Source organism: Mycobacterium sp. NGS18 (assembly GCF_059813185.1).
This window is the reverse complement of sequence record NZ_JCALEC010000011.1, coordinates 16,981-35,933: the sequence shown is the minus strand read 5'-3', so window position 1 is coordinate 35,933 and position 18,953 is coordinate 16,981. Positions and strand designations below refer to the sequence as shown.

The window sequence follows — 18,953 nt, the reverse complement described above, 5'->3', positions numbered from 1 at the left end:
TGTGGACGAATCCGGCCGTAATCAACCGACCAGAACGGCGAATCGCGGCTTGATCACTTCCTCGATGATCTCCACCCGCTGATCGAACGGGATGAACGCGGACTTCATCGCATTCACGGTGAACCGCTGAAGATCGGTCCAGCCGTAGCCGAACGTGTCGGCCAGCACCAGCATCTCCTTGCTCATGGTGGTGTCGCTCATCAGCCGGTTGTCGGTATTCACCGTTACCCGCAACCGGGCACGGGCCAGCAGGTCGAAGGGGTGCTCGGCGATGCTGTCGACCGCACCGGTCTGCACATTGGAGCTCGGGCACAACTCCAACGGAATCCGCTTGTCACGCAGGATCGCCGCCAGCCTTCCCAGCCGCACCGAACCGTCGTCGTCGACGGTGATGTCGTCGGTGATCCGCACCCCGTGTCCGAGCCGGTCGGCGGCGCAGAACGCGATCGCCTCGTGGATGGACGGCAGCCCGAACGCCTCGCCGGCGTGAATCGTGAAGCGGGCGTTGTGGTCTCGCATGTACTCGAACGCGTCCAGGTGCCGGGTCGGTGGATAGCCGGCTTCCGCGCCGGCGATGTCGAAGCCGACCACGCCCTTGTCACGGAACCGGATGGCCAGCTCGGCGATCTCCCGGGACAACGCGTTGTGACGCATCGCGGTCACCAGGCAGCGCACGGTGATCTCCCGGCCGGCGGCCGCGGCGCGGCGCTCCCCGTCGGCGAATCCGGCCAGCACCGCGTCGGTCACCTCGTCGAACGACAGCCCGCCCTCGATGTGCAGTTCGGGCGCGAACCGCACCTCGGCGTAGACGACCGCGTCGTGGGCCAGATCCTCCACGCATTCGGCGGCGACCCGGTGCAGCGCTTCGGGGGTCTGCATCACCGCCACGGTGTGGCTGAACGGCTCCAGATAGCGCTCCAGCGACCCACTGTGCGAGCGGGTGCGAAACCAGGTCGCCAGCTCGTCGGGATCGGTGGTGGGCAGCCCCTCGTAGCCAACCTGCCCGGCGATGTCGACGACGGTGGCCGGGCGCAGGCCACCGTCCAGGTGGTCGTGCAGCAGCGCCTTGGGCGCCTGCCGGATCGTCTCCAAAGTCAGCGGTGTGGTCATGGGGTCGCTCCGATGATCAGTGGCCGCGGGGCCGCCGGGGTATCGCAGATGCGCCAGCCGCCGTCGAGTTCGTCGCGTGCCGGCCCGAACCGTTCGGGGGTGTCGGTGTAGAGCGTGAACAGCGCCTCCCCGGCGCGGACGGGCTCGTTCGGCCGACGGTGGATCCGCACGCCGGCCCCGGCCTGCACCCGCTCACCCGGGCGGGAACGGCCCGCGCCCAGCCGCCATGCCGTCATGCCCACCGCCATCGCGTCGATTTCCCCCATTGTGCCGTCCCGTGCTGCGGTGATCGTCTCCGAACACGCCGCGACCGGCAGCGGAACGCTCAGATCACCGCCCTGCGCGGCGACCATCGCGACGAAGGCGTCCATCGCGGTGCCGTCGGCCAGCGTGGCAGCCGGGTCCCTGTCGCCGATCCCGGCCAGGGCGAGCATCTCGGCGGCCAGCGCCACCGTAAGGGCCACCACGTCGTCGGGTCCGCCGCCGGCCAGCACCTCCAGCGCCTCGGCGACCTCGAGGGCGTTGCCGGCGGTGGCCCCCAGCGGGGTGTTCATATCGGTGAGCAGCACCCGGGTGGGCACCCCGTGCGCCGCGCCGAGTTCGACCATCATGTCGGCCAGTTGCCGGGCTTGGGCCGCCGATTTCATGAAGGCGCCCGAGCCGACCTTGACGTCGAGCACCAGCGCGCCGGCGCCCTCGGCCAGTTTCTTGCTCATCACCGAGCTGGCGATCAGCGGCAGCGACTCCACGGTGGCGGTGATGTCGCGCAGCGCGTAGAGCTTGGCGTCGGCGGGCGCGAGCGCACCGGCGGCGAAGATCGCCGCCCCGACGGTTGTCAGCTGCTCCCGCAGCCGCGCCGTCGGCAGCACCGGGTCGAAACCGGCGATCGACTCCAGCTTGTCCAGGGTGCCGCCGGTGTGCCCCAGGCCGCGCCCGGAGGCCTGCGGCACCGCGGCACCGCAGGCGGCGACCACCGCCACCAGCGGCAGGGTGATCTTGTCGCCCACCCCGCCGGTGGAGTGCTTATCAACAGTGGGGCGGCCCAGATCGCGCCAGTCCATCCGTTCCCCGGAGGCGATCATCGCCGCAGTCCAGCGCGCGGTCTCCGCGGCGTCCATACCGCGCAGGAAGATCGCCATCAATAGCGCCGCCATCTGCTCCTCGGCGATCTCGGCGGCCGTGTAGGAGTCGATCAGCCAGTCGATGGCGTCGTCGGCCAGCCGGTGGCCGTCGCGTTTGGTGGCGATCAGCGTCGGAGCGTCGAACTTCACCGCCATGCGTCGGGTCCGAAGGCGTCCGGCAGCAGTTCGGACAGCCGCCGCGCACCGGCGGGGTGGTCGACGAGCAGCTCAGGACCGCCGTGCTCCAGCAGCACCTGACGACACCGTCCGCACGGCATCAGCAGGTTGCCCGCGGCGTCGGTGCACGACAGCGCCACCAGCCGGCGACTCTGTCCGGCCCCGGTTGCGTGCAAGGCGGCGACCACCCCGCACTCGGCGCACAGGCCCAGGCCATATGAGACATTTTCCACATTGCAGCCGGTGAGCAGGCGTCCGTCGTCGGTCAGCGCCGCCGCTCCGACCCGCAGCCCCGAATACGGCGCATAAGCGCTCGTTGCCACCGAAATTGCTTTGCGCCGCAACAGTTCCCAGTCGATTACGTCAGACACCGGCGCTGCGCCCATATCGTTTCGAGTACATCGCGCCACCCTGTCCGTCCGCATCGGCTTGTCGAATGTCACCCTAACTTCGGCTATTCCTACCCGCCGGTAACTTCGACGTGGTCGTTTCCACCCTGTGGATGGGTTTAGAGTCCAAGCCGAGGTTTATTGGCAGCGAGGGCGTTGTGTAGCTGCCGCGAGCGTGGATCAAACGGGTGGCTACCGATATTTGGAGGCGCTGATGACGGCGACATCCGCCGATGCGGCGAGGCCCGGGACGCAGGCTGACGCCCGGCGTCCCCGGCGGCAGAGTCTGTATAAAGGCGACCCCGGAATGTGGGCGTTCGCCCTGCACCGGATCACCGGTGCGGCCATCTTCTTCTTCCTGTTCGTGCACGTGATCGACACGGCCCTGGTGCGGGTCAGCCCGCAGGCCTACACCGAGGTCATCGAGACCTACAAGACGCCGATCGTCGGCCTGATGGAGCTGGGCCTGGTGGCCGCGGTGCTCTTCCACGGCCTCAACGGAATCCGGCTGATCCTGATCGACTTCTGGTGGCAGGGCTGCCGCTGGCAGCGCCAGATGCTGGTGGCCGTCGCCGCCATCTGGCTGGTGGTGATGGTTCCGGTGGTGGTCCGGATCGGCATGCACATGGCGGAGCGATTCTTATGAGCACACCTGACCTGCAACTAGGCCGCGGCGCGTTGGCCCCGGTGCGCGGCCCGGACCGCGACCGCCCGGCCAGCCTGGGCGACCCGCGCTCGCCGCGGCGGTCCGCCGGGATGCCCAACTTCGAGAAGTACACCTGGCTGTTCATGCGGTTCTCCGGCGCCGTGCTGATCTTCCTGGTGCTCGGTCACCTGTTCATCATGCTGATGTGGGACGACGGGGTGTACCGGATCGATTTCAACTACGTGGCCGAGCGCTGGCACTCGCCGTACTGGCAGATCTGGGACCTGGCCCTGCTGTGGCTGGCCGAACTGCACGGCGCCAACGGCCTGCGCACGATCATCGCCGACTACACCCGCAGCGCGCGCAGCCGGTTCTGGCTGCTGAGCCTGCTGGCGTTCTCGGTGGTCTTCACGCTGGCGCTCGGCAGCTACGTGCTGCTGAGCTTCGACCCGAACATCTCTTGACGGCAATCGGTAGCGAACGGGTGATATCGCGGTGATTCAGGAACATCGATACGACGTGGTGATCGTCGGCGCCGGCGGCGCCGGGATGCGCGCGGCCGTCGAGGCGGCGCCGCGGGCCCGCACCGCGGTGCTGACCAAGCTGTACCCGACGCGCAGTCACACCGGCGCCGCACAGGGCGGCATGTGCGCCGCGCTGGCCAACGTCGAGGACGACAACTGGGAGTGGCACGCCTTCGACACCGTCAAGGGCGGCGACTACCTGGCCGACCAGGACGCGGTGGAGATCATGGCCAAGGAGGCCATCGACGCGGTGCTGGACTTGGAGAACATGGGCATGCCGTTCTCCCGCACCCCGGAGGGCCGCATCGACCAGCGCCGGTTCGGCGGGCACACCCGCGACCACGGCAAGGCCCCGGTGCGCCGCTCCTGCTACGCCGCCGACCGCACCGGCCACATGATCCTGCAGACGCTCTACCAGAACTGCGTCAAGCACAACGTGGAGTTCTTCAACGAGTTCTACGTACTGGACCTGGTGCTCACCGAGACCGCGTCCGGCCCGGTGGCCACCGGTGTGGTGGCCTACGAGCTGGCCACCGGCGAGATCCATGTCTTCCACGCCAAGGCGATCGTGCTGGCCACCGGCGGGTCGGGCCGGATGTACAAGACCACCTCCAACGCCCACACCCTGACCGGCGACGGCATGGGCGTCGTCTTCCGCAAGGGACTGCCGCTGGAGGACATGGAGTTCCACCAGTTCCACCCGACGGGGCTGGCCGGGCTGGGCATCCTGATCTCGGAGGCCGTGCGCGGTGAGGGCGGCCGACTGCTCAACGCCGACGGCGAGCGGTTCATGGAGCGCTACGCCCCGACCATCGTCGACCTGGCGCCGCGCGACATCGTGGCCCGCTCGATGGTGCTTGAGGTGCTCGAAGGCCGCGGCGCCGGGCCGAACAAGGACTACGTCTACATCGACGTACGCCACCTCGGCGCCGACGTGCTCGAAGAAAAGCTGCCCGACATCACCGAGTTCGCCCGCACCTACCTGGGCGTGGACCCCGTCACCGAGCTGGTGCCCGTCTACCCGACCTGCCACTACGTGATGGGCGGCATCCCGACCACGAACACCGGGCAGGTGCTGCGGGACAACACCGCCACCGTGCCCGGGCTGTACGCCGCCGGCGAGTGTGCCTGCGTGTCGGTGCACGGCGCCAACCGGCTGGGCACCAACTCGCTGCTGGACATCAACGTGTTCGGCCGCCGCGCCGGTATCGCCGCCGCCGAGTACGCCAACGGCCACGACTTCACCGAGATGCCGGAGAACCCGGCCGAGATGGTGGTCAACTGGGTCGCCGACATCCTGTCCGAGCACGGCAATGAACGCGTCGCCGACATCCGCGGCGCCCTGCAGCAGTCGATGGACAACAACGCCGCGGTGTTCCGCACCGAGAAGACCCTCAAGCAGGCGCTGAGCGACATCCACGCTTTGAAGGAGCGCTACGCCCGGATCACCGTGCACGACAAGGGCAAGCGCTTCAACTCCGACCTGCTCGAGGCGATCGAGCTGGGCTTCCTGCTGGAGCTGGCCGAGGTCACCGTGGTCGGCGCCTTGAACCGCCAGGAATCCCGCGGTGGACATGCCCGCGAGGACTACCCCAACCGCGACGACGTCAACTACATGCGCCACACCATGGCCTACAAGGAAGGCCCCGACCTGATCGCCGACATCCGGTTGGACTACAAGCCGGTGGTGCAGACCCGCTACGAACCGAAGGAACGGAAGTACTGATGGCTGACGGCTGCTGCGGATCAGATTCAGGCTGCTGCTCGCCGGCTCCGTCGAGTGCGCCGCCGGCGGCGCTGGTCGACGGCCCGCCCGCCGGTGACCCGCCGCTGCCCCCGATCCCCGAGGGCGCCCGGATGGTCACCCTCAAGATCGCCCGCTACAACCCGGAGAACCCCGACGCCTACGCCGCCACCGACGGCTGGCAGAGCTTCCGGGTGCCGGCGCTGCCCACCGACCGGTTGCTCAACCTGCTCATCTACGTCAAGAGCTACCTGGACGGCACGCTGACCTTCCGTCGGTCCTGCGCGCACGGGGTGTGCGGCTCCGACGGGGTGCGGGTCAACGGCAACAACAAGCTGGCCTGCAAGATGCTGATGCGCGACATCCTGCCGAAGAACCCGGCCAAGGAGCTGACGCTGACCATCGAGCCGATGCGCGGGCTGCCGGTGGAAAAAGACCTCGTGGTCAACATGGAACCGTTCATGGATGCCTACAAGGCGATCAAGCCCTACCTGATCACCAGCGGCAACCCGCCCACCAAGGAGTGGATCCAGAGCCCGCACGACCGGCACCGCTACGACGACACCACCAAGTGCATCCTGTGTGCCATATGCACCACCAGCTGCCCGGTGTACTGGAGCGAGGGAACGTATTTCGGTCCGGCGGCGATCGTCAACGCCCACCGGTTCATCTTCGACTCGCGTGACGAGGGTGCCGCCGAGCGCCTGGACATCCTCAACGAGGTCGACGGGGTGTGGCGCTGCCGCACGACGTTCAACTGCACCGACGCCTGCCCGCGCGGTATCGAGATCACCAAGGCGATCCAGGAGGTCAAGCGGGCCCTGATGTTCGCCCGCTGATTTCTCTTTGGTTGCTTTTCCTGCGCGAGCAGTGCTCGCCCACTCAATCCGGTCAGTGAGATGGCGGCTCGGGCGCGGCGGAGCCGCGTGATAGGACACTGGGATGCACTGGTACACCGGTAACACCGTCTACGACACCGTCCTGACCGCGGCGTTCGGCTTCGCCGCGTTCGTGATCATCGGCGGCTTCTTCGGCCAGAGCTCCTACGGGCGGTTCTCCTCGGCGAAGCTCGGCTTCAACCTGAACCCGAAGTTCGGCTGGTGGCTGATGGAGATCCCGGCGACGGTGGTGTTCTTGGCCGCCTACCTCAGCGGGCCGGCCCGGTTCGAGCCGACTTCCCTTGTGCTGGCTGGGATCTGGGCGCTGCATTACGCCAACCGCGGCTGGTTCTTCCCACTGGCGATCCGCCAGGTGCCCGGCAAGCGCAGCACCTTCAACATCTCGGTGGTGGTGATGGGCATGCTCGTCACGACGATCCACGGCTACCTCAACGGGGCGCTGTTCAGCCACGACTACCTGGGGCAGTACGGCAGCGCCTGGTTGACCGACCCGCGCTTCGTGGTGGGCCTGGTGATCTACCTGTGCGGCTTCGCGCTGATCGTGAACTCCGAGTCGATCGTGCGCAACCTGCGCGACAAGAAAAGCCCCGGGGCGGCCGAGTACCGGGTCCCGTTCGGCGGCGGCTTCCGATTCGTCACCAGCCCGGCATATCTGGGCGAGCTGATCGCCTGGACCGGTTTCGCGGTGCTGACCTGGGCGCTGCCCGGCGTGGTGATCCTGCTGATCACCGCCGGCAACCTGATCCCCCGGGCGCTGCAGACCCACCGCTGGTACCGGGAGAAATTCGCCGACTACCCCGCCGACCGCAAGGCCCTGGTGCCGTTCCTGCTCTGAGGCCCCTGCTCGTCACACTTCCGCGGGCTGTCTCGTCTAAGGGGTATGACTACTCAACCTCGCATCGAACCCCTGGCCCCGAAACGCACCAACCTGCTGACCCGCGCCATGTACCGCTACGCCAAGCGCCGCTTCGGTGAGGTCCCCGAGCCCTTCACCGTCATCGCGCATCACCCGCGGCTGCTGGTGGCCGCCGCCGCCCACGAGGGGCTGCTGCAGTCCGGGTCACGCAAGCTGCCCGCCGAAGTGCGCGATCTGGCGGTGTTCTGGACCGCCCGCACCATCGGCTGCTCGTGGTGCGTCGACTTCGGCTCCATGCTGCAACGCCTGGAAGGCATGGACATGGAACGGCTGCAAAGCATCGACGACTACGCGACCTCCCCGCGCTTTTCCGCCGACGAACGGGCCGCAATCGCCTATGCCGACGCGATCACCGCCGACCCGCACTCGGTCACCGACGAGCAGGTCGCCGATCTACGCCAACGGTTCGGCGACGACGGTGTCATCGAGCTGACGTATCAGATCGGGGTCGAGAACATGCGGGCCCGGATGTATGCGGCGCTGGGCATCACCGAGCAGGGCTTCAACTCCGGGGATGCCTGCCGGGTGCCGTGGGCTCAGTAAGGCCTCGAAGCTGTGGTTAGCGTGCAGAAGTGCGAGACGACCTCACGGTAACTACAGTCTCGAGCGACACCGGCGGTGGCTAGGACCGCAGCGGAGTAGCGGTGAACTTGTCCGGGTTGGCGATGTCCCAGACGGCGTAGACCAGACCGTCGCGCACCGTCAGCGCGGTGACACGCGGCATCAGCTCGGCGAACCCGTCGGCACCTGGCGCACCCGGCGTGTAGGTGCCCAGTTCCCCGTTGACCAGCGCCGGCTGGTTCGCGGTCATCAGGGTCGGCCCGTACCGGCGCGCCAAACCGAACAGGAACCGTGCCACCTTCTCCGGGCCCCGGATGACCCGCACGGCGGTCGGCGCCCGGCGGTTGGCGTCGCCGGTGAACGTCACGTCGGGGTGCAGCAGCGCCACCACCGCGTCCAGGTCGCCGGCGGCCATCGCGGCCATCAGCGACCCGACCGCCTCGGCGTGCCGCGGATCGGGTTGCGGCGGCGGATCGGCGGCAACGGCGCGCCGGGCCCGCGACGCCAGCTGCCGGGCGGCGGCCTCGCTGGTGTGCAGCACCTCGGCCACCTCACCGAAGGGCACCGCGAACCCGTCGTGCAGCACGAACGCCACCCGCTGATCGGGATTCAGCCGCTCGAGCACCACCATCGCGGCGAACCGGGCGTCTTCGCCGGCCACCACCGCCGACAGCGGATCATCAGCGTCGATACCGGTCACCACCGGCTCCGGAAGCCATTCGCCCACATAGGATTCCCGCCGCCGCGACGCCGAGCGCAACCGGTCCAGGCCGAGCCGGCTCACCACCGTCGTCAACCAGGCCCGCGGGTCGGCGATCTGGTCGCGCTCGGCGGCAGCGAAGCGCAACCAGGCGTCCTGCACGATGTCCTCGGCGTCGGCGAACATGCCGGTGAGCCGGTAGGCCACCGCCAAGAGATGCGGCCGCAACGCCTCGAAGTCCTCGACCGCCGCCGTCATCGCACCAGCCTAAGCGCGGGCGGTGCTCACTGCTCCCGGCCGGCGCCGGGCCACAGGCCGACCAGCGCGATCACGCAGACCGCCAGCATCGCCACGGTCAAGCTGTACAGACCGGCGTCGACGAGATTCTCCTGCCACCCGGTGCCATGGTGACCGGCGCCCGCGATCGGAGTCGTCCGGCCGGTGCCGAAGAGCGCCGCGGCCAGGGTGGTGGCCCAGTTGGTATAGGTGCCGTAGAGCGCCAACCAGAACAGCGCCGTCAGCCAGCGCGCCGAGAGCCGCAAGCGGCCCCACAACAGCCCGAGCACCACGAGGAACACGCCGTTCATCACGCCTTCCAGGTGCGCGGACAACCCCATACGGGGGTTGTTCATCGCCCCGGTCACCAGCCCGGTGAGCAAACCCAGCAGGAACAGCAAGACGCCGAACCACAGCAGGAGCCGGTCCTTGTCGACGCGTCTCATCGGCCCTCCTTCGATCCGAGCACGACACTATTCCGTCGGGCGCATTGCCAACCGGATTCGCGGAGACCGCCTTAATGTCGTCGACATGAGCCCCAAGCCGCGCATCTCCCCCGTCCGCTGGCGGCCCCCGCCGTCGCGCCCGCTGCCCCCGCCCGACCCGACGCCGACGCTGACCGTCGTCGAGATTCCCGGCACCGCCGCCGAGGACGTCGTCGTCGACGCCGACGGCACCATCTGGACCGGCGTCGAGGACGGGCGCATCATCGCCGTCGGCCCCGACGGCACCGCGCCCAGGGTGGTGACCAACACCGGCGGGCGCCCGCTGGGGCTGGCCTTCACCCGCGATCATCGGCTGCTGATCTGCGACAGCTACCGCGGCCTGCTGCGTTACGACCCGAAGAGCGGGCAGCTGGAGACCCTGGTCAGCCATGTGGCCGGCCGGCCGCTGATGTTCTGTTCCAATGCGGTCGAATCCTCCGACGGCACAATCTATTTCACCGAGTCCACCGACCGGTTCCGTTACGAGTACTACAAGGCCTCGGTGATCGAGGCCCGCGCCAGCGGATCCCTGCTGCAGCTCAGCCCGGACGGAAAGGCCACCGTGCTGGCATCGGGTCTGCACTTCGCCAACGGCGTCACGCTGACCGCCGACGAATCGGCGGTGGTGTTCGCCGAGAGCACCGGGTGCCGGTTGTCCAAGTACTGGCTGACCGGGCCGCGCCGCGGTTCGATCACCGCGCTGGTCAGCGAGCTGCCGGGCCATCCGGACAACATCTCCACCGGGCGCGACGGGCGGATCTGGGTGGCGATGGTCTCCGACCGCAGCGCGGTGTCGGAGTGGCTCACCCCGCGCGCGCCGGTGCTGCGAACGCTGCTGTGGCGGCTGCTGCCCTATCGCTGGCTGCCGGATGTGAAGTCGGGGGCATGGGTGATCGGGTTCGACGCCGACGACGGCCGGGTGCTCAGCCAGTTCCGCAGCACCGACCCGGGCTTCGGCCTGGCGACCGGGGTGGTCGAGAACGGTGACCGGCTGTGGCTGGGCCGCATCGGCGGATCGGGCCTGGCTTATTTCCGGCTGTAGCCTCCTGCTGTAACACCGGCCCCACCAGTCACAGCGTGGCTCCCGGGATTCCCGGCGCCGTTGCCCTACCCTGCACACACGATGACTTTTGTGCGCTCGGTATCAGCCCTGGTGACAGCGGGTTTCCTCGCCACCGCCGCCCCTCTGGCAGCGGCCGACCCCACCCCGGGCCTCAACGCGGGAACCGTCAGCTGCCCCTACCAGGTCAGCACCCCGCCGGCGGTGGACGCCTCAGAGGTGCCGCTGGCCGGCGACGCGCCACTGCCGCTGCCGGTGCCGGCCACTCCGGTCGGCGGGGAGGCCCTGGCCGGCTGCGGGATCATCGCCGCACCCGATACCCCGCCGGTGCCCGGCGACGTCTCCGCCGAGGCCTGGCTGGTGGCCGACCTGGACAGCGGCGCGGTGATCGCCGCCCGCGACCCGCACGGCCGCCACCGGCCCGCCAGCGTGATCAAGGTGCTGACCGCGATGGCGTCGCTGAACGAGCTGGACCTGAACAAGGTCGTCCCCGGCACCCAGGAGGACGCCAACGCCGAAGGCACCCGGGTCGGCGTCGGCCCCGGCGGCAACTTCACCGTCAACCAGCTGCTGCACGGGCTGCTGATGGGATCGGGCAACGACGCCGCCCACGCCCTCGCCATGCAACTCGGCGGATGGGACGCGGCACTACACAAGATCAACTCCCTGGCTGCCAAGCTGGGCGGCCGCGACACCCGCGCCGCCACCCCTTCCGGGCTGGACGGGCCCGGCATGAGCACCTCGGCCTACGACATCGGGCTGTTCTACCGCTACGCCTGGAACAACCCGATGTTCACCAACATCGTCGGCACCCGAAACTTCGACTTCCCCGGCTACGGCGACGTGCCCGGCTACACCCTGGAGAACGACAACCAGCTGCTCTACAACTACCCGGGTGCCCTCGGTGGCAAGACCGGTTACACCGACGACGCCGGGCAGACGTTCGTCGGCGCTGCCACCCGGGACGGCCGTCGGCTGGTGGCGGTGCTGCTGCGCGGCACCCGGCAGCCGATCCCCCCGTGGCAGCAGGCCGCGCACCTGCTCGACTACGGCTTCGCTACCCCGCCGGGCACCCGGATCGGGACCCTGATCGAACCCGACCCGGCGCTGATCGCGCCGCGCGCCGACGCCGCCGGCCCGAACCCCCAGGCCCTGGCGCTGACACCTGCCGACGACACGGTGCCGGTACGGGTCGGGGTCGGCATCTTCGGCACGATCATCGTGTTCGCGCTCATCATGGGCGCCCGGTCGGTGAATCGCCGGCCCAGCCGGGCTTCATCGTGGTGAAGGCCCTGCGAGCGTTCGGTTGGCTCGCCGGGCTTCTGCTGATCGGGATCGGGGTGAGCCGGATGGCGTTCTCGCTGGATGCCATTCCGGACGGCCAGCAGGTGAACGCGACCGTGGACAGCGAGAGCCGGGCGGCCGGTGCCCTGCTGATCGGGTTCGGCCTCGGCTACCTCGAGGCGTTTCGGCGGCCGCGGATCCCGGCCGGGGCGGTGCGGCTGTTGGCCGTCACCATGGCGCTGCTGGGGGTGGCCCGGCTGATCTCGATGGCCGACGTCGGTCTGCCGCACCCGTCGTTCACCGCGGCCTGCGTCGTCGAGTTCGTGGCGGCCGGATTGACGTACAGGTACGCAACCTTGGCCGATCGACACCCCGGCAACTCGCCGCCTGCCGGTTAGCCCGGCCCATCCCTTACGGTGAGCTAGATGGGCCGAATCGGGGAACTGCGCCGATCCTCGCCGCTGGCACTGCTGGTCGGCGTGGCCGCCGCCAGCGTCGGCGTCATCTACGGCTATGACCTGTCCAATATCGCCGGCGCGCTGCTATTCATCGAGGCCGACTTGGGGCTGACCGCCGGCCAACAGGAGATGGTGGCCACCGCCACGGTGATCGGCGAGATCGCCGGCGCCGCCGCGGGCGGCTGGCTGGCGAACACGATCGGACGCAAGAACTCGATGGTCGCGGTGGCGATCACCTACGCGGTCTTCGCGCTGCTGGGCGCGGCGTCGACGTCGGTGCCGATGCTGACCGTGGCCCGGCTGCTGCTCGGCGTCACCATCGGAGTCTCGGTGGTGGTGGTGCCGGTGTTCGTGGCCGAGTCGGCGCCGGCCGATGCCCGCGGCGCGCTGCTGGTCACCTACGGCGTGGCCACCGTGATCGGGATCATCGCCGGCTACCTGTGCGCCTACTGGCTGGCCGGCACCGGCAGCTGGCGGGCGATGCTGGGGCTGGCCGCGGTGCCCGCGGTGCTGGTGACGGTGTTGCTGGCCCGAATTCCCGACACCGCCCGCTGGTATCTGCTCAAGGGCCGCGTCGCCGAGGCGCACCGCACGCTGCAGCGGATCGAACCGAACGCCGATGCGCAAAGGGAGCTGGCCGAGATCAGCCGGACGTTACGCGAGGAACAGGCTGGCGGGGTCGGAGTGCTGCGCGAGATGCTGCGGCCGCCGTATCTGCGGGCGACGCTGTTCGTGGTCACCTTGGGCTTTTTCGTCCAGATCACCGGGATCAACGCGATCGTCTATTACAGTCCCCGGCTGTTCGAAAAGATGGGTTTTGAAGGCGATTTCGCGCTGCTGGTGCTGCCGGCGCTAGTGCAGGTCGCCGCGCTGGCCGCGATGTTGGTCTCGCTGGGGTTGATCGATCGGGTGGGCCGCCGCCCCATCCTGCTGTCCGGGATCACCGCGATGGTCGCCGCCAATGCGCTGCTGATCGCCGTCTTCGCCGCCGGCCCGAGATTCGGTGACGCGCTGGCCGCGGTCAAGTTCAGCGGGGTGCTGCTGTTCACCGTGGGCTACACCTTCGGTTTCGGGTCGCTGGTGTGGGTGTACGCCGGGGAGAGCCTGCCCGCGCGGCTGCGCTCGATGGGATCCTCGGCGATGCTGACCTCGAACCTCACGGCCAATGCCGTTGTCGCCGCGGTGTTTTTGACCATGCTCACCTCGCTGGGCGGCGCCTGCACGTTCGCGGTATTCGGCGCGCTGGCGCTGTTGAGCCTGGCCTTCGTGTACCGCTACGCCCCGGAGACCAAAGGCCGCCAGCTCGAAGACATCCGGCACTTCTGGGAGAACGGCGGTCGCTGGCCGGCAGACCAAGCGCCTGCTCCGGAGATCGGTGCGTCGGCGTGTCGGTGATCGCTGCCGGCGCCGTGGTGCTCGACGGCCGGGTCGCCCGGCCCGGCTGGCTTTCGGTCGATGACGGGCGGATCACCGATTGCGGGCCCGGACCGGTTCGCGCCGACGACGATTTCGCCGATTGCGTTGTGGTGCCGGGCTTTGTCGACTTGCACTGCCACGGCGGCAACGGCGTCTCCTACTCCGACGACCCCGACCGCGCCGCTGCTCTGCACGCTTTCCACGGCACCACCGGCGGGCTGGCCAGCCTGGTGACCGCGGCCCCCGAGGTGCTGCTGGCCCAAGTACGCACCCTGGCCGAGGCGACCCGGCGCGGCGTGGTGGACGGCATTCACCTGGAGGGGCCCTGGCTGAGCGGGCGGCATTGCGGTGCGCACGATCCGTCGTGGCTGCGCGGCCCCGATCGCGCTGAGCTCGACGCGCTGCTGGCCGCCGGCGACGGTGCGATCCGGATGGTCACCCTGGCGCCCGAGCTGCCCGGTGCAACGGCTGCGATCCGGTGTCTGGTGGGCGCGGGAGTCGTTGTGGCGCTGGGCCATACCGATGCCTCCTATGAGCAGACGCAGGCCGCGATCGAGGCCGGTGCGACCGTGGGAACCCACCTGTTCAACGCGATGCGCTCGTTGCATCACCGCGAGCCCGGACCGGTGCCGGCGCTGCTGGCCGACCCGCGGGTGACCGTTGAGCTGATCGCCGACGGTGTGCATGTGCACCCGGGCGTGATCCGGCAGGTCGTGGCGACCGCCGGCCCTGACCGGGTGGCGCTGGTCACCGATGCGATGGCCGCCGCCGGGGCCGGTGACGGCGCGTTCACCCTGGGTGGGCTGGGCGTCGACGTCGCAGGCGGGGTGGCCCGGCTGCGCGGCACGGCCACCATCGCCGGCAGCACCGCCACCATGGACCGGCTGTTCGCGACTGCGGTGAGCCTGCTCGGCGGCGACGATGCGGCGCTGGCCGCGGCGGTGCGCATGAGCGCCACCACCCCGGCCCGCGCGCTCGGCCTGGGAAGCGCCGGGGTTTTGGCCGCCGGGTCCGCGGCTAACCTGGTGGTGATGACCGCCGATCTGCAGGTGCACCGCGTTATGCGGCGTGGAAGATGGCTGATCCAACCGAGGCAAGGAGAATCATGAGCGAGCCCACCATCACCGATGTCCCCGAGCAGAACCGCTACGAGATCAGCGTCGACGGGACGCGAGCCGGGCTGGCCGCCTATCACGACAGCGGCGACCGGCGCGATTTCCACCACACCGAGATCGACAAGGCGTTCGGCGGCCAGGGGCTGGCCACCAAGCTGATCGCCTTCGCGCTGGCCGACACCAAGGCCGCGGGCAAGCAGATCGTGCCGAGTTGCTCGTTCGTGGAGGCCTACGTGGCCAAGCACCCGGAGTACGCCGCTCAATAAGGTGAATTGACGCAGCTCAGCGCGGTGGTAGCGTTGATCGCCACCGAGGTCAGGGGGCAGCGATGTTTGTCGACCGAGGCAAGTTGCGTTACGGCGCTGCCGATTCCGGCGCGGCCGGTGAGCATGCCCAGGCCGGCGGCGAGCGTCTGGCCGGCGCCTCGCCGGCGGCTGGGATGTTCGGGGATTTCCCGGATGCGCACGGATTGCACGAGACCCTCAGCACGGCCCATGAGCACCACCGCACGCTGTTGGACCGTCACCGCGAGGCCCTCGAGGGCATCGCGGCGAAGGCGGACTACGCCGAAAAGCGGTTCGGGGCGATGGACGACCACAACGCGCAGGTGTTACGCGCGGTGCGGCCCGAGCAGTAACAGACACCGAGCGTTTCGTCGTGAACCCGCGCCATATAGTTCAAATTTGGATTACTTGTCGCGAGTAACTATGGTGGGCGCTACACCCCCCTCGAGACGAGGTACTCATGTCCGCCACATTGACCGCCCGGCAGGCGCAGGCCTGGGGCGCCTACATCGAGAGCAGCATCCAACTCGAGACCCGGCTCGACGAGCTGCTACGCGAGCGGACCGGCCTGACGCTGATCGACTACCACCTGTTGATGCTGCTCGCCGCGGCCCCCGAACAGCGCATGCGCATGAGCGAGCTCGCCGATCGGATGGTCTTCTCCCGCAGCCGGATCACCTACCAGATCGACTCCATGACCAAGCGGGGCCTGACCGTGCGCGAATCAGCACCCGACGACCGACGCGGCTACCGCGCCGTGCTCACCGCCGACGGGATGAGGACACTGAAGCAGGCGATGCCTCAACACGCCTCCTCGGTTCGCGAACTGTTCCTCGACGAGTTGGACGCCGACGAATTGGCATGCCTCGAGCGCATCTTCAGTCGGCTCCGCACCCGGCTCAGCGACGAACGAAAGGTGCGCGCATGATATTCACCCCCGCCGAGCTGGCCTACCTACGCGACGAGCAGATCGGCCGACTGGCCACCCTCGGCCCCGACGGCGACCCGCAGATCAGGCCGGTCGGTGTCCACCTCGGGCCGGACGAGGCCACGATCGACATCGTCGGCCATGCACTCTCGAAAACCCAGAAGTGACGCAACGTGATCCGGGAACCCCAGGTGGCCTTCATCGTCGACATCGTGATCTCGGTAAACCCACCGAAAGCCCGCGGCATCGAGATCCGCGGCATCGGTACTGCACTGCCCGGTGCGGGCAGCACCGAGTGGGGCCTGTCCGGCGACATCATCCGGATCACCCCGCGGCGGATCGTGGCCTGGAGCCTCGACTCACCCGGCACCACTGCCCGCAACGTCGACAGCGAAAGGACCACACCGTGATGCACCGGATCGACTGGGATGATGCCTACCGAGGGTCACAGACACCCGCGTGGAACATCGGTGCGCCGCAACCGGAATACGCGGCGCTGATCGCGCGGCCGGGCACCGTTCGCGACGACGTGCTCGACGCCGGCTGCGGCCACGCCGAACTGTCCCTGGCACTGGCGGCGCGCGGTCACACCGTCGTCGGTATCGACCTGTCCCCCACCGCGGTACAGGCCGCCACCGCTGCTGCCGCCGAGCGCGGTCTGACCTCCGCCACCTTCGCCGCGGCCGACATCACCGCGCTGACCGGCTACGACGGCCGGTTCTCCACCATCTTCGACAGCGGACTGCTGCACGCGCTGCCCGACGAGCGGCGGGAGAACTATCTGCTGGCTATGCACCGCGCGGCGGCTCCGGGTGCAAAGTTCTACATCCTGGCCTTCGGCGCCGGCGCCTTCCCCGACCATGACGGCCCCGGGCCCACCCAGTTCACCGAAGAGCAACTCCGCGAAGTGGTTTCGGCGATCTGGCAAGTTGAGGAGGTCCGGCCCGCACCGCTGTACGCCACGAGCGGCCAGATGCCCGGTTTTCTGCTCACCGCCCATCGGCAACAGTGATGCGCCTCAGCAGGCAGACTCGGCCTGCGCCAGCGCCCAGGCGGCGTTGACCAGTCCGATGTGACTGAAGGCCTGCGGAAAGTTGCCCAACAACTCCCCCGTGTCGGCGTCGACCTCTTCGGCGAGCAGCCCGACGTCGTTCACGTAGCGGATCGCGCCCTCGAAAACCTCACGGGCACGGCCGGTCTGGCCGCAGGCCGCCAGCGCCTGCGCCAGCCAGAAGGTGCACAGCAGGAAGGAACCCTCCTCGCCGGGAAGGCCGTCGGGATTATCGCCGGTGACGGTGCGGTAGCGATAGATCAGTCCGTGTGAATCGCTGAGCTGCCCGGCGATCGCCTCGATCGTCGCCAGGACTCGCCGGTCGTCGGGCGGCAGGAACCCGACCAGCGGGATCATCAGATTCGACGCATCGAGGGTGTCGTCGCCGAAGGACTGGGTGAAGGCGTTGGCCCGGTCGCTCCAGCCGCGGCGAAGGATTTCGGTACGGATCTGCTCAGCGGTTGCCTGCCAGTCGCCGGCCTTGTCGGTGGCCCCCAGCATGTCGGCCATCCGCACCGCACGGTCCAACGCCACCCAACACATCAGCTTGGAGTACAGGAAGTGCCGCGGTTCGCCGCGCACCTCCCAGATGCCGTGATCGGGCTCGGTCCAGCGCCGCGCGGCGGTATCGGCGCAGTCGATGAAGAACTCCCGCCCGGTCACCGCATTCGGGTGCTCGGGGTCGAGTTGGTCGACGAGTCGGTAAGCCGCCCCGAGCAACTCGCCGTAGACGTCGAGTTGTCGCTGACGCCAGGCGCCGTTGCCCACCCGCACCGGCCGGCTGCCGCGCCAGCCGCTCAGGTGGTCAAGGGTGCGCTCGGTGAGGTCGTGTTCGCCGCCGACGCCGAACATGATCTGCAGGTGATCTCCGCCGCGCAGGGCTCCAGCCGAGCTGGCGGCCAGGTAGTCGAAGAACTCGTGCGCTTCGTCGGGGCAGGCGGCGACCCACAGCGCCTCCATGGTGAAGCTGGCGTCGCGGACCCAGGCATAGCGGTAGTCCCAGTTGCGTTCGCCGCCGACTTCTTCGGGCAATGACGTGGTCGGAGCGGCCACCACGGCCCAGGTGGGCTGGTAGGTCAGCGCTTGGAGCACCCGCCCGCTGTGGTGCACCAGATCCCGCCACGGCCCCTGATAGCTCTGATGCAGCTTCGACCAGGACCGCCAGGCCTCCACGGTCACCTCGAGCGCCCGGTCGAGATCGTCTTCGCTGAGCGGGATGGGGAACTCCTCGGAGGTGCTGCGGTGTGTCATGCCCAGGCACAGCCGCCGGCCTTCCCGCAGCACCACGCGGCCCGCGGCACGGTCGCCGGTGACCTCCAAGGCCACCGGGCAGGACACACGACGATGTCGGCGCCCCCGCGGGCGAGGACGCCGCCGTCGACGGCGCTGACCCTCGGCGTGACCACTGCGTACTCGGGGCGGGGCGCAAAGTCGATGCCGACCTCGACCTCGCCGGTCACGCACTGCAGCGAGCGCACCAGCAGTCGTGGCGCCGCCACGCCCAGCCGATGCGGGTCGTCGGCCGCACCGGTGGCCAGCGCATCGCGCAGCACCACTGTTCCGGTCGCGGTGGCGAAGGTCGTTTCCAGCACCATCGTGTCGTCGAGGTAGCGGCGCGTCACCTCGGCCCGCGGATCGGTGGGTTGCACCGCGAAATGACCGCCGCGCGCATCGAGCAGCCGGGCGAATACCGCCGGCGAGTCGAAGCGCGGCGCGCACATCCAATCCACCGACCCGCCGCGACTGACCAGCGCCGCGGTATGCCGATCCGACAGCAGCGCGTAGTCGGCGATCGGTGTGGTGCTCATG

At 69.1% G+C, this 18,953-nt stretch carries 23 protein-coding genes and 1 pseudogene; 17 read left to right on the top strand and 7 right to left on the bottom strand.

Going from position 1 to position 18,953, the window contains the following annotated elements:
- Nucleotides 1-21: 21 nt before the first annotated feature.
- Genes AC5Y31_RS18325 through AC5Y31_RS18315 form a run of 3 tightly spaced genes read right to left on the bottom strand, consistent with a single transcriptional unit; the run spans nt 22 to nt 2,794 of the window.
- Nucleotides 22-1,110: an adenosine deaminase gene (locus tag AC5Y31_RS18325; RefSeq protein ID WP_065026267.1), complete on the bottom strand. Its 1,089-nt coding sequence runs from the start codon at nt 1,108-1,110 to the stop codon at nt 22-24.
- Nucleotides 1,107-2,387, bottom strand: a complete 1,281-nt coding sequence (locus tag AC5Y31_RS18320; RefSeq protein WP_065026268.1) for a thymidine phosphorylase — start codon at nt 2,385-2,387, stop codon at nt 1,107-1,109. The genes AC5Y31_RS18325 and AC5Y31_RS18320 overlap by 4 nt, the downstream gene beginning before the upstream one ends.
- Nucleotides 2,378-2,794, bottom strand: a complete 417-nt coding sequence (locus AC5Y31_RS18315; protein WP_499982018.1) for a cytidine deaminase — start codon at nt 2,792-2,794, stop codon at nt 2,378-2,380. Before AC5Y31_RS18315 ends, AC5Y31_RS18320 begins: the two co-directional genes overlap by 10 nt.
- Before the next feature lie 214 nt (nt 2,795-3,008).
- On the opposite strand from AC5Y31_RS18315, the gene sdhC reads away from it, so the two are divergent.
- The 6 genes and pseudogenes from sdhC to AC5Y31_RS18285 all read left to right on the top strand — a co-directional run.
- On the top strand, nt 3,009-3,443 hold the full coding sequence (gene sdhC, locus AC5Y31_RS18310) for a succinate dehydrogenase, cytochrome b556 subunit (RefSeq protein WP_428844364.1): 435 nt from the start codon (nt 3,009-3,011) through the stop codon (nt 3,441-3,443).
- Nucleotides 3,440-3,907 carry a succinate dehydrogenase hydrophobic membrane anchor subunit gene (locus tag AC5Y31_RS18305; protein WP_065026269.1) on the top strand — a complete coding sequence of 156 codons (468 nt, stop codon included), beginning with the start codon at nt 3,440-3,442 and terminating at the stop codon, nt 3,905-3,907. Before sdhC ends, AC5Y31_RS18305 begins: the two co-directional genes overlap by 4 nt.
- Nucleotides 3,908-3,938: 31 nt before the next feature.
- Nucleotides 3,939-5,693 carry a succinate dehydrogenase flavoprotein subunit gene (sdhA, locus tag AC5Y31_RS18300; protein ID WP_301634023.1) on the top strand — a complete coding sequence of 585 codons (1,755 nt, stop codon included), beginning with the start codon at nt 3,939-3,941 and terminating at the stop codon, nt 5,691-5,693.
- Nucleotides 5,693-6,550: a succinate dehydrogenase iron-sulfur subunit gene (locus AC5Y31_RS18295; protein WP_234787496.1), complete on the top strand. Its 858-nt coding sequence runs from the start codon at nt 5,693-5,695 to the stop codon at nt 6,548-6,550. The genes sdhA and AC5Y31_RS18295 overlap by 1 nt, the downstream gene beginning before the upstream one ends.
- Nucleotides 6,551-6,653: 103 nt before the next feature.
- Nucleotides 6,654-7,445, top strand: a complete 792-nt coding sequence (locus AC5Y31_RS18290; protein WP_499982017.1) for a phosphatidylethanolamine N-methyltransferase family domain-containing protein — start codon at nt 6,654-6,656, stop codon at nt 7,443-7,445.
- Nucleotides 7,446-7,451: 6 nt separating this feature from the next.
- Nucleotides 7,452-8,069: pseudogene (locus AC5Y31_RS18285) on the top strand (carboxymuconolactone decarboxylase family protein); the annotation flags it as partial.
- A 79-nt stretch (nt 8,070-8,148) separates the two neighbouring features.
- Here AC5Y31_RS18285 and AC5Y31_RS18280 read toward each other — a convergent pair.
- Both AC5Y31_RS18280 and AC5Y31_RS18275 read right to left on the bottom strand, forming a co-directional pair.
- Entirely contained in the window at nt 8,149-9,045 is an 897-nt protein-coding gene (locus AC5Y31_RS18280) for a sigma-70 family RNA polymerase sigma factor (RefSeq protein WP_499982015.1), read from the bottom strand.
- Nucleotides 9,046-9,071: 26 nt separating this feature from the next.
- Nucleotides 9,072-9,509: a styrene oxide isomerase gene (locus AC5Y31_RS18275; protein ID WP_065026274.1), complete on the bottom strand. Its 438-nt coding sequence runs from the start codon at nt 9,507-9,509 to the stop codon at nt 9,072-9,074.
- Nucleotides 9,510-9,594: 85 nt separating this feature from the next.
- On the opposite strand from AC5Y31_RS18275, the gene AC5Y31_RS18270 reads away from it, so the two are divergent.
- The 11 genes from AC5Y31_RS18270 to AC5Y31_RS18220 all read left to right on the top strand — a co-directional run bounded on the left by AC5Y31_RS18270 (nt 9,595) and on the right by AC5Y31_RS18220 (nt 17,105).
- Nucleotides 9,595-10,590, top strand: a complete 996-nt coding sequence (locus AC5Y31_RS18270; RefSeq protein WP_499982013.1) for an SMP-30/gluconolactonase/LRE family protein — start codon at nt 9,595-9,597, stop codon at nt 10,588-10,590.
- Nucleotides 10,591-10,671: 81 nt separating this feature from the next.
- Nucleotides 10,672-11,895, top strand: coding sequence for a D-alanyl-D-alanine carboxypeptidase family protein (locus tag AC5Y31_RS18265; protein ID WP_499982011.1), 1,224 nt, complete (start codon nt 10,672-10,674; stop codon nt 11,893-11,895).
- On the top strand, nt 11,892-12,290 hold the full coding sequence (locus AC5Y31_RS18260; RefSeq protein WP_499982009.1) for a DUF4345 domain-containing protein: 399 nt from the start codon (nt 11,892-11,894) through the stop codon (nt 12,288-12,290). Before AC5Y31_RS18265 ends, AC5Y31_RS18260 begins: the two co-directional genes overlap by 4 nt.
- A gap of 45 nt (nt 12,291-12,335) precedes the next feature.
- Nucleotides 12,336-13,745 (top strand): sugar porter family MFS transporter, encoded by a 1,410-nt coding sequence (locus tag AC5Y31_RS18255; RefSeq protein ID WP_499982112.1) that lies wholly within the window; start codon nt 12,336-12,338, stop codon nt 13,743-13,745.
- Nucleotides 13,736-14,875 (top strand): N-acetylglucosamine-6-phosphate deacetylase, encoded by a 1,140-nt coding sequence (gene nagA / locus AC5Y31_RS18250; RefSeq protein WP_499982008.1) that lies wholly within the window; start codon nt 13,736-13,738, stop codon nt 14,873-14,875. The genes AC5Y31_RS18255 and nagA overlap by 10 nt, the downstream gene beginning before the upstream one ends.
- Nucleotides 14,872-15,147 carry a GNAT family N-acetyltransferase gene (locus tag AC5Y31_RS18245; protein ID WP_064856690.1) on the top strand — a complete coding sequence of 92 codons (276 nt, stop codon included), beginning with the start codon at nt 14,872-14,874 and terminating at the stop codon, nt 15,145-15,147. The genes nagA and AC5Y31_RS18245 overlap by 4 nt, the downstream gene beginning before the upstream one ends.
- A 62-nt stretch (nt 15,148-15,209) precedes the next feature.
- Nucleotides 15,210-15,518: a DUF2563 family protein gene (locus AC5Y31_RS18240; RefSeq protein WP_499982007.1), complete on the top strand. Its 309-nt coding sequence runs from the start codon at nt 15,210-15,212 to the stop codon at nt 15,516-15,518.
- 107 nt (nt 15,519-15,625) lie between these two features.
- On the top strand, nt 15,626-16,093 hold the full coding sequence (locus AC5Y31_RS18235) for a MarR family winged helix-turn-helix transcriptional regulator (RefSeq protein ID WP_065023452.1): 468 nt from the start codon (nt 15,626-15,628) through the stop codon (nt 16,091-16,093).
- Nucleotides 16,090-16,260, top strand: coding sequence for a PNPOx family protein (locus tag AC5Y31_RS18230; protein ID WP_499982005.1), 171 nt, complete (start codon nt 16,090-16,092; stop codon nt 16,258-16,260). Before AC5Y31_RS18235 ends, AC5Y31_RS18230 begins: the two co-directional genes overlap by 4 nt.
- Nucleotides 16,261-16,266: 6 nt before the next feature.
- On the top strand, nt 16,267-16,503 hold the full coding sequence (locus AC5Y31_RS18225; protein WP_499982003.1) for a PNPOx family protein: 237 nt from the start codon (nt 16,267-16,269) through the stop codon (nt 16,501-16,503).
- A complete protein-coding gene (locus AC5Y31_RS18220; protein WP_499982110.1) occupies nt 16,503-17,105 on the top strand; it encodes a class I SAM-dependent methyltransferase in 603 nt (200 codons plus the stop codon). The genes AC5Y31_RS18225 and AC5Y31_RS18220 overlap by 1 nt, the downstream gene beginning before the upstream one ends.
- Before the next feature lie 6 nt (nt 17,106-17,111).
- Here AC5Y31_RS18220 and AC5Y31_RS18215 read toward each other — a convergent pair whose 3' ends face one another.
- Both AC5Y31_RS18215 and AC5Y31_RS18210 read right to left on the bottom strand, forming a co-directional pair.
- Nucleotides 17,112-18,482 (bottom strand): glycoside hydrolase family 15 protein, encoded by a 1,371-nt coding sequence (locus AC5Y31_RS18215; protein ID WP_499982002.1) that lies wholly within the window; start codon nt 18,480-18,482, stop codon nt 17,112-17,114.
- Nucleotides 18,392-18,952, bottom strand: a complete 561-nt coding sequence (locus AC5Y31_RS18210) for a trehalase-like domain-containing protein (protein ID WP_499982001.1) — start codon at nt 18,950-18,952, stop codon at nt 18,392-18,394. Before AC5Y31_RS18210 ends, AC5Y31_RS18215 begins: the two co-directional genes overlap by 91 nt.
- Nucleotide 18,953 lies beyond the last annotated feature (1 nt).

Bases quoted from the DNA above. Each gene is read 5' to 3' on its own strand.
- AC5Y31_RS18230 (WP_499982005.1), top strand. From the start codon at position 16,090: ATGATATTCACCCCCGCCGAGCTGGCCTACCTACGCGACGAGCAGATC.
- AC5Y31_RS18210 (WP_499982001.1), bottom strand. From the start codon at position 18,952: ATGAGCACCACACCGATCGCCGACTACGCGCTGCTGTCGGATCGGCAT.
- AC5Y31_RS18305 (WP_065026269.1), top strand. From the start codon at position 3,440: ATGAGCACACCTGACCTGCAACTAGGCCGCGGCGCGTTGGCCCCGGTG.
- AC5Y31_RS18325 (WP_065026267.1), bottom strand. From the start codon at position 1,110: ATGACCACACCGCTGACTTTGGAGACGATCCGGCAGGCGCCCAAGGCG.
- AC5Y31_RS18280 (WP_499982015.1), bottom strand. From the start codon at position 9,045: ATGACGGCGGCGGTCGAGGACTTCGAGGCGTTGCGGCCGCATCTCTTG.
- AC5Y31_RS18270 (WP_499982013.1), top strand. From the start codon at position 9,595: ATGAGCCCCAAGCCGCGCATCTCCCCCGTCCGCTGGCGGCCCCCGCCG.
- AC5Y31_RS18265 (WP_499982011.1), top strand. From the start codon at position 10,672: ATGACTTTTGTGCGCTCGGTATCAGCCCTGGTGACAGCGGGTTTCCTC.
- AC5Y31_RS18220 (WP_499982110.1), top strand. From the start codon at position 16,503: ATGCACCGGATCGACTGGGATGATGCCTACCGAGGGTCACAGACACCC.
- AC5Y31_RS18275 (WP_065026274.1), bottom strand. From the start codon at position 9,509: ATGAGACGCGTCGACAAGGACCGGCTCCTGCTGTGGTTCGGCGTCTTG.
- AC5Y31_RS18295 (WP_234787496.1), top strand. From the start codon at position 5,693: ATGGCTGACGGCTGCTGCGGATCAGATTCAGGCTGCTGCTCGCCGGCT.
- AC5Y31_RS18315 (WP_499982018.1), bottom strand. From the start codon at position 2,794: ATGGGCGCAGCGCCGGTGTCTGACGTAATCGACTGGGAACTGTTGCGG.
- AC5Y31_RS18240 (WP_499982007.1), top strand. From the start codon at position 15,210: ATGTTTGTCGACCGAGGCAAGTTGCGTTACGGCGCTGCCGATTCCGGC.
- AC5Y31_RS18235 (WP_065023452.1), top strand. From the start codon at position 15,626: ATGTCCGCCACATTGACCGCCCGGCAGGCGCAGGCCTGGGGCGCCTAC.
- AC5Y31_RS18245 (WP_064856690.1), top strand. From the start codon at position 14,872: ATGAGCGAGCCCACCATCACCGATGTCCCCGAGCAGAACCGCTACGAG.
- AC5Y31_RS18290 (WP_499982017.1), top strand. From the start codon at position 6,654: ATGCACTGGTACACCGGTAACACCGTCTACGACACCGTCCTGACCGCG.
- AC5Y31_RS18320 (WP_065026268.1), bottom strand. From the start codon at position 2,387: ATGGCGGTGAAGTTCGACGCTCCGACGCTGATCGCCACCAAACGCGAC.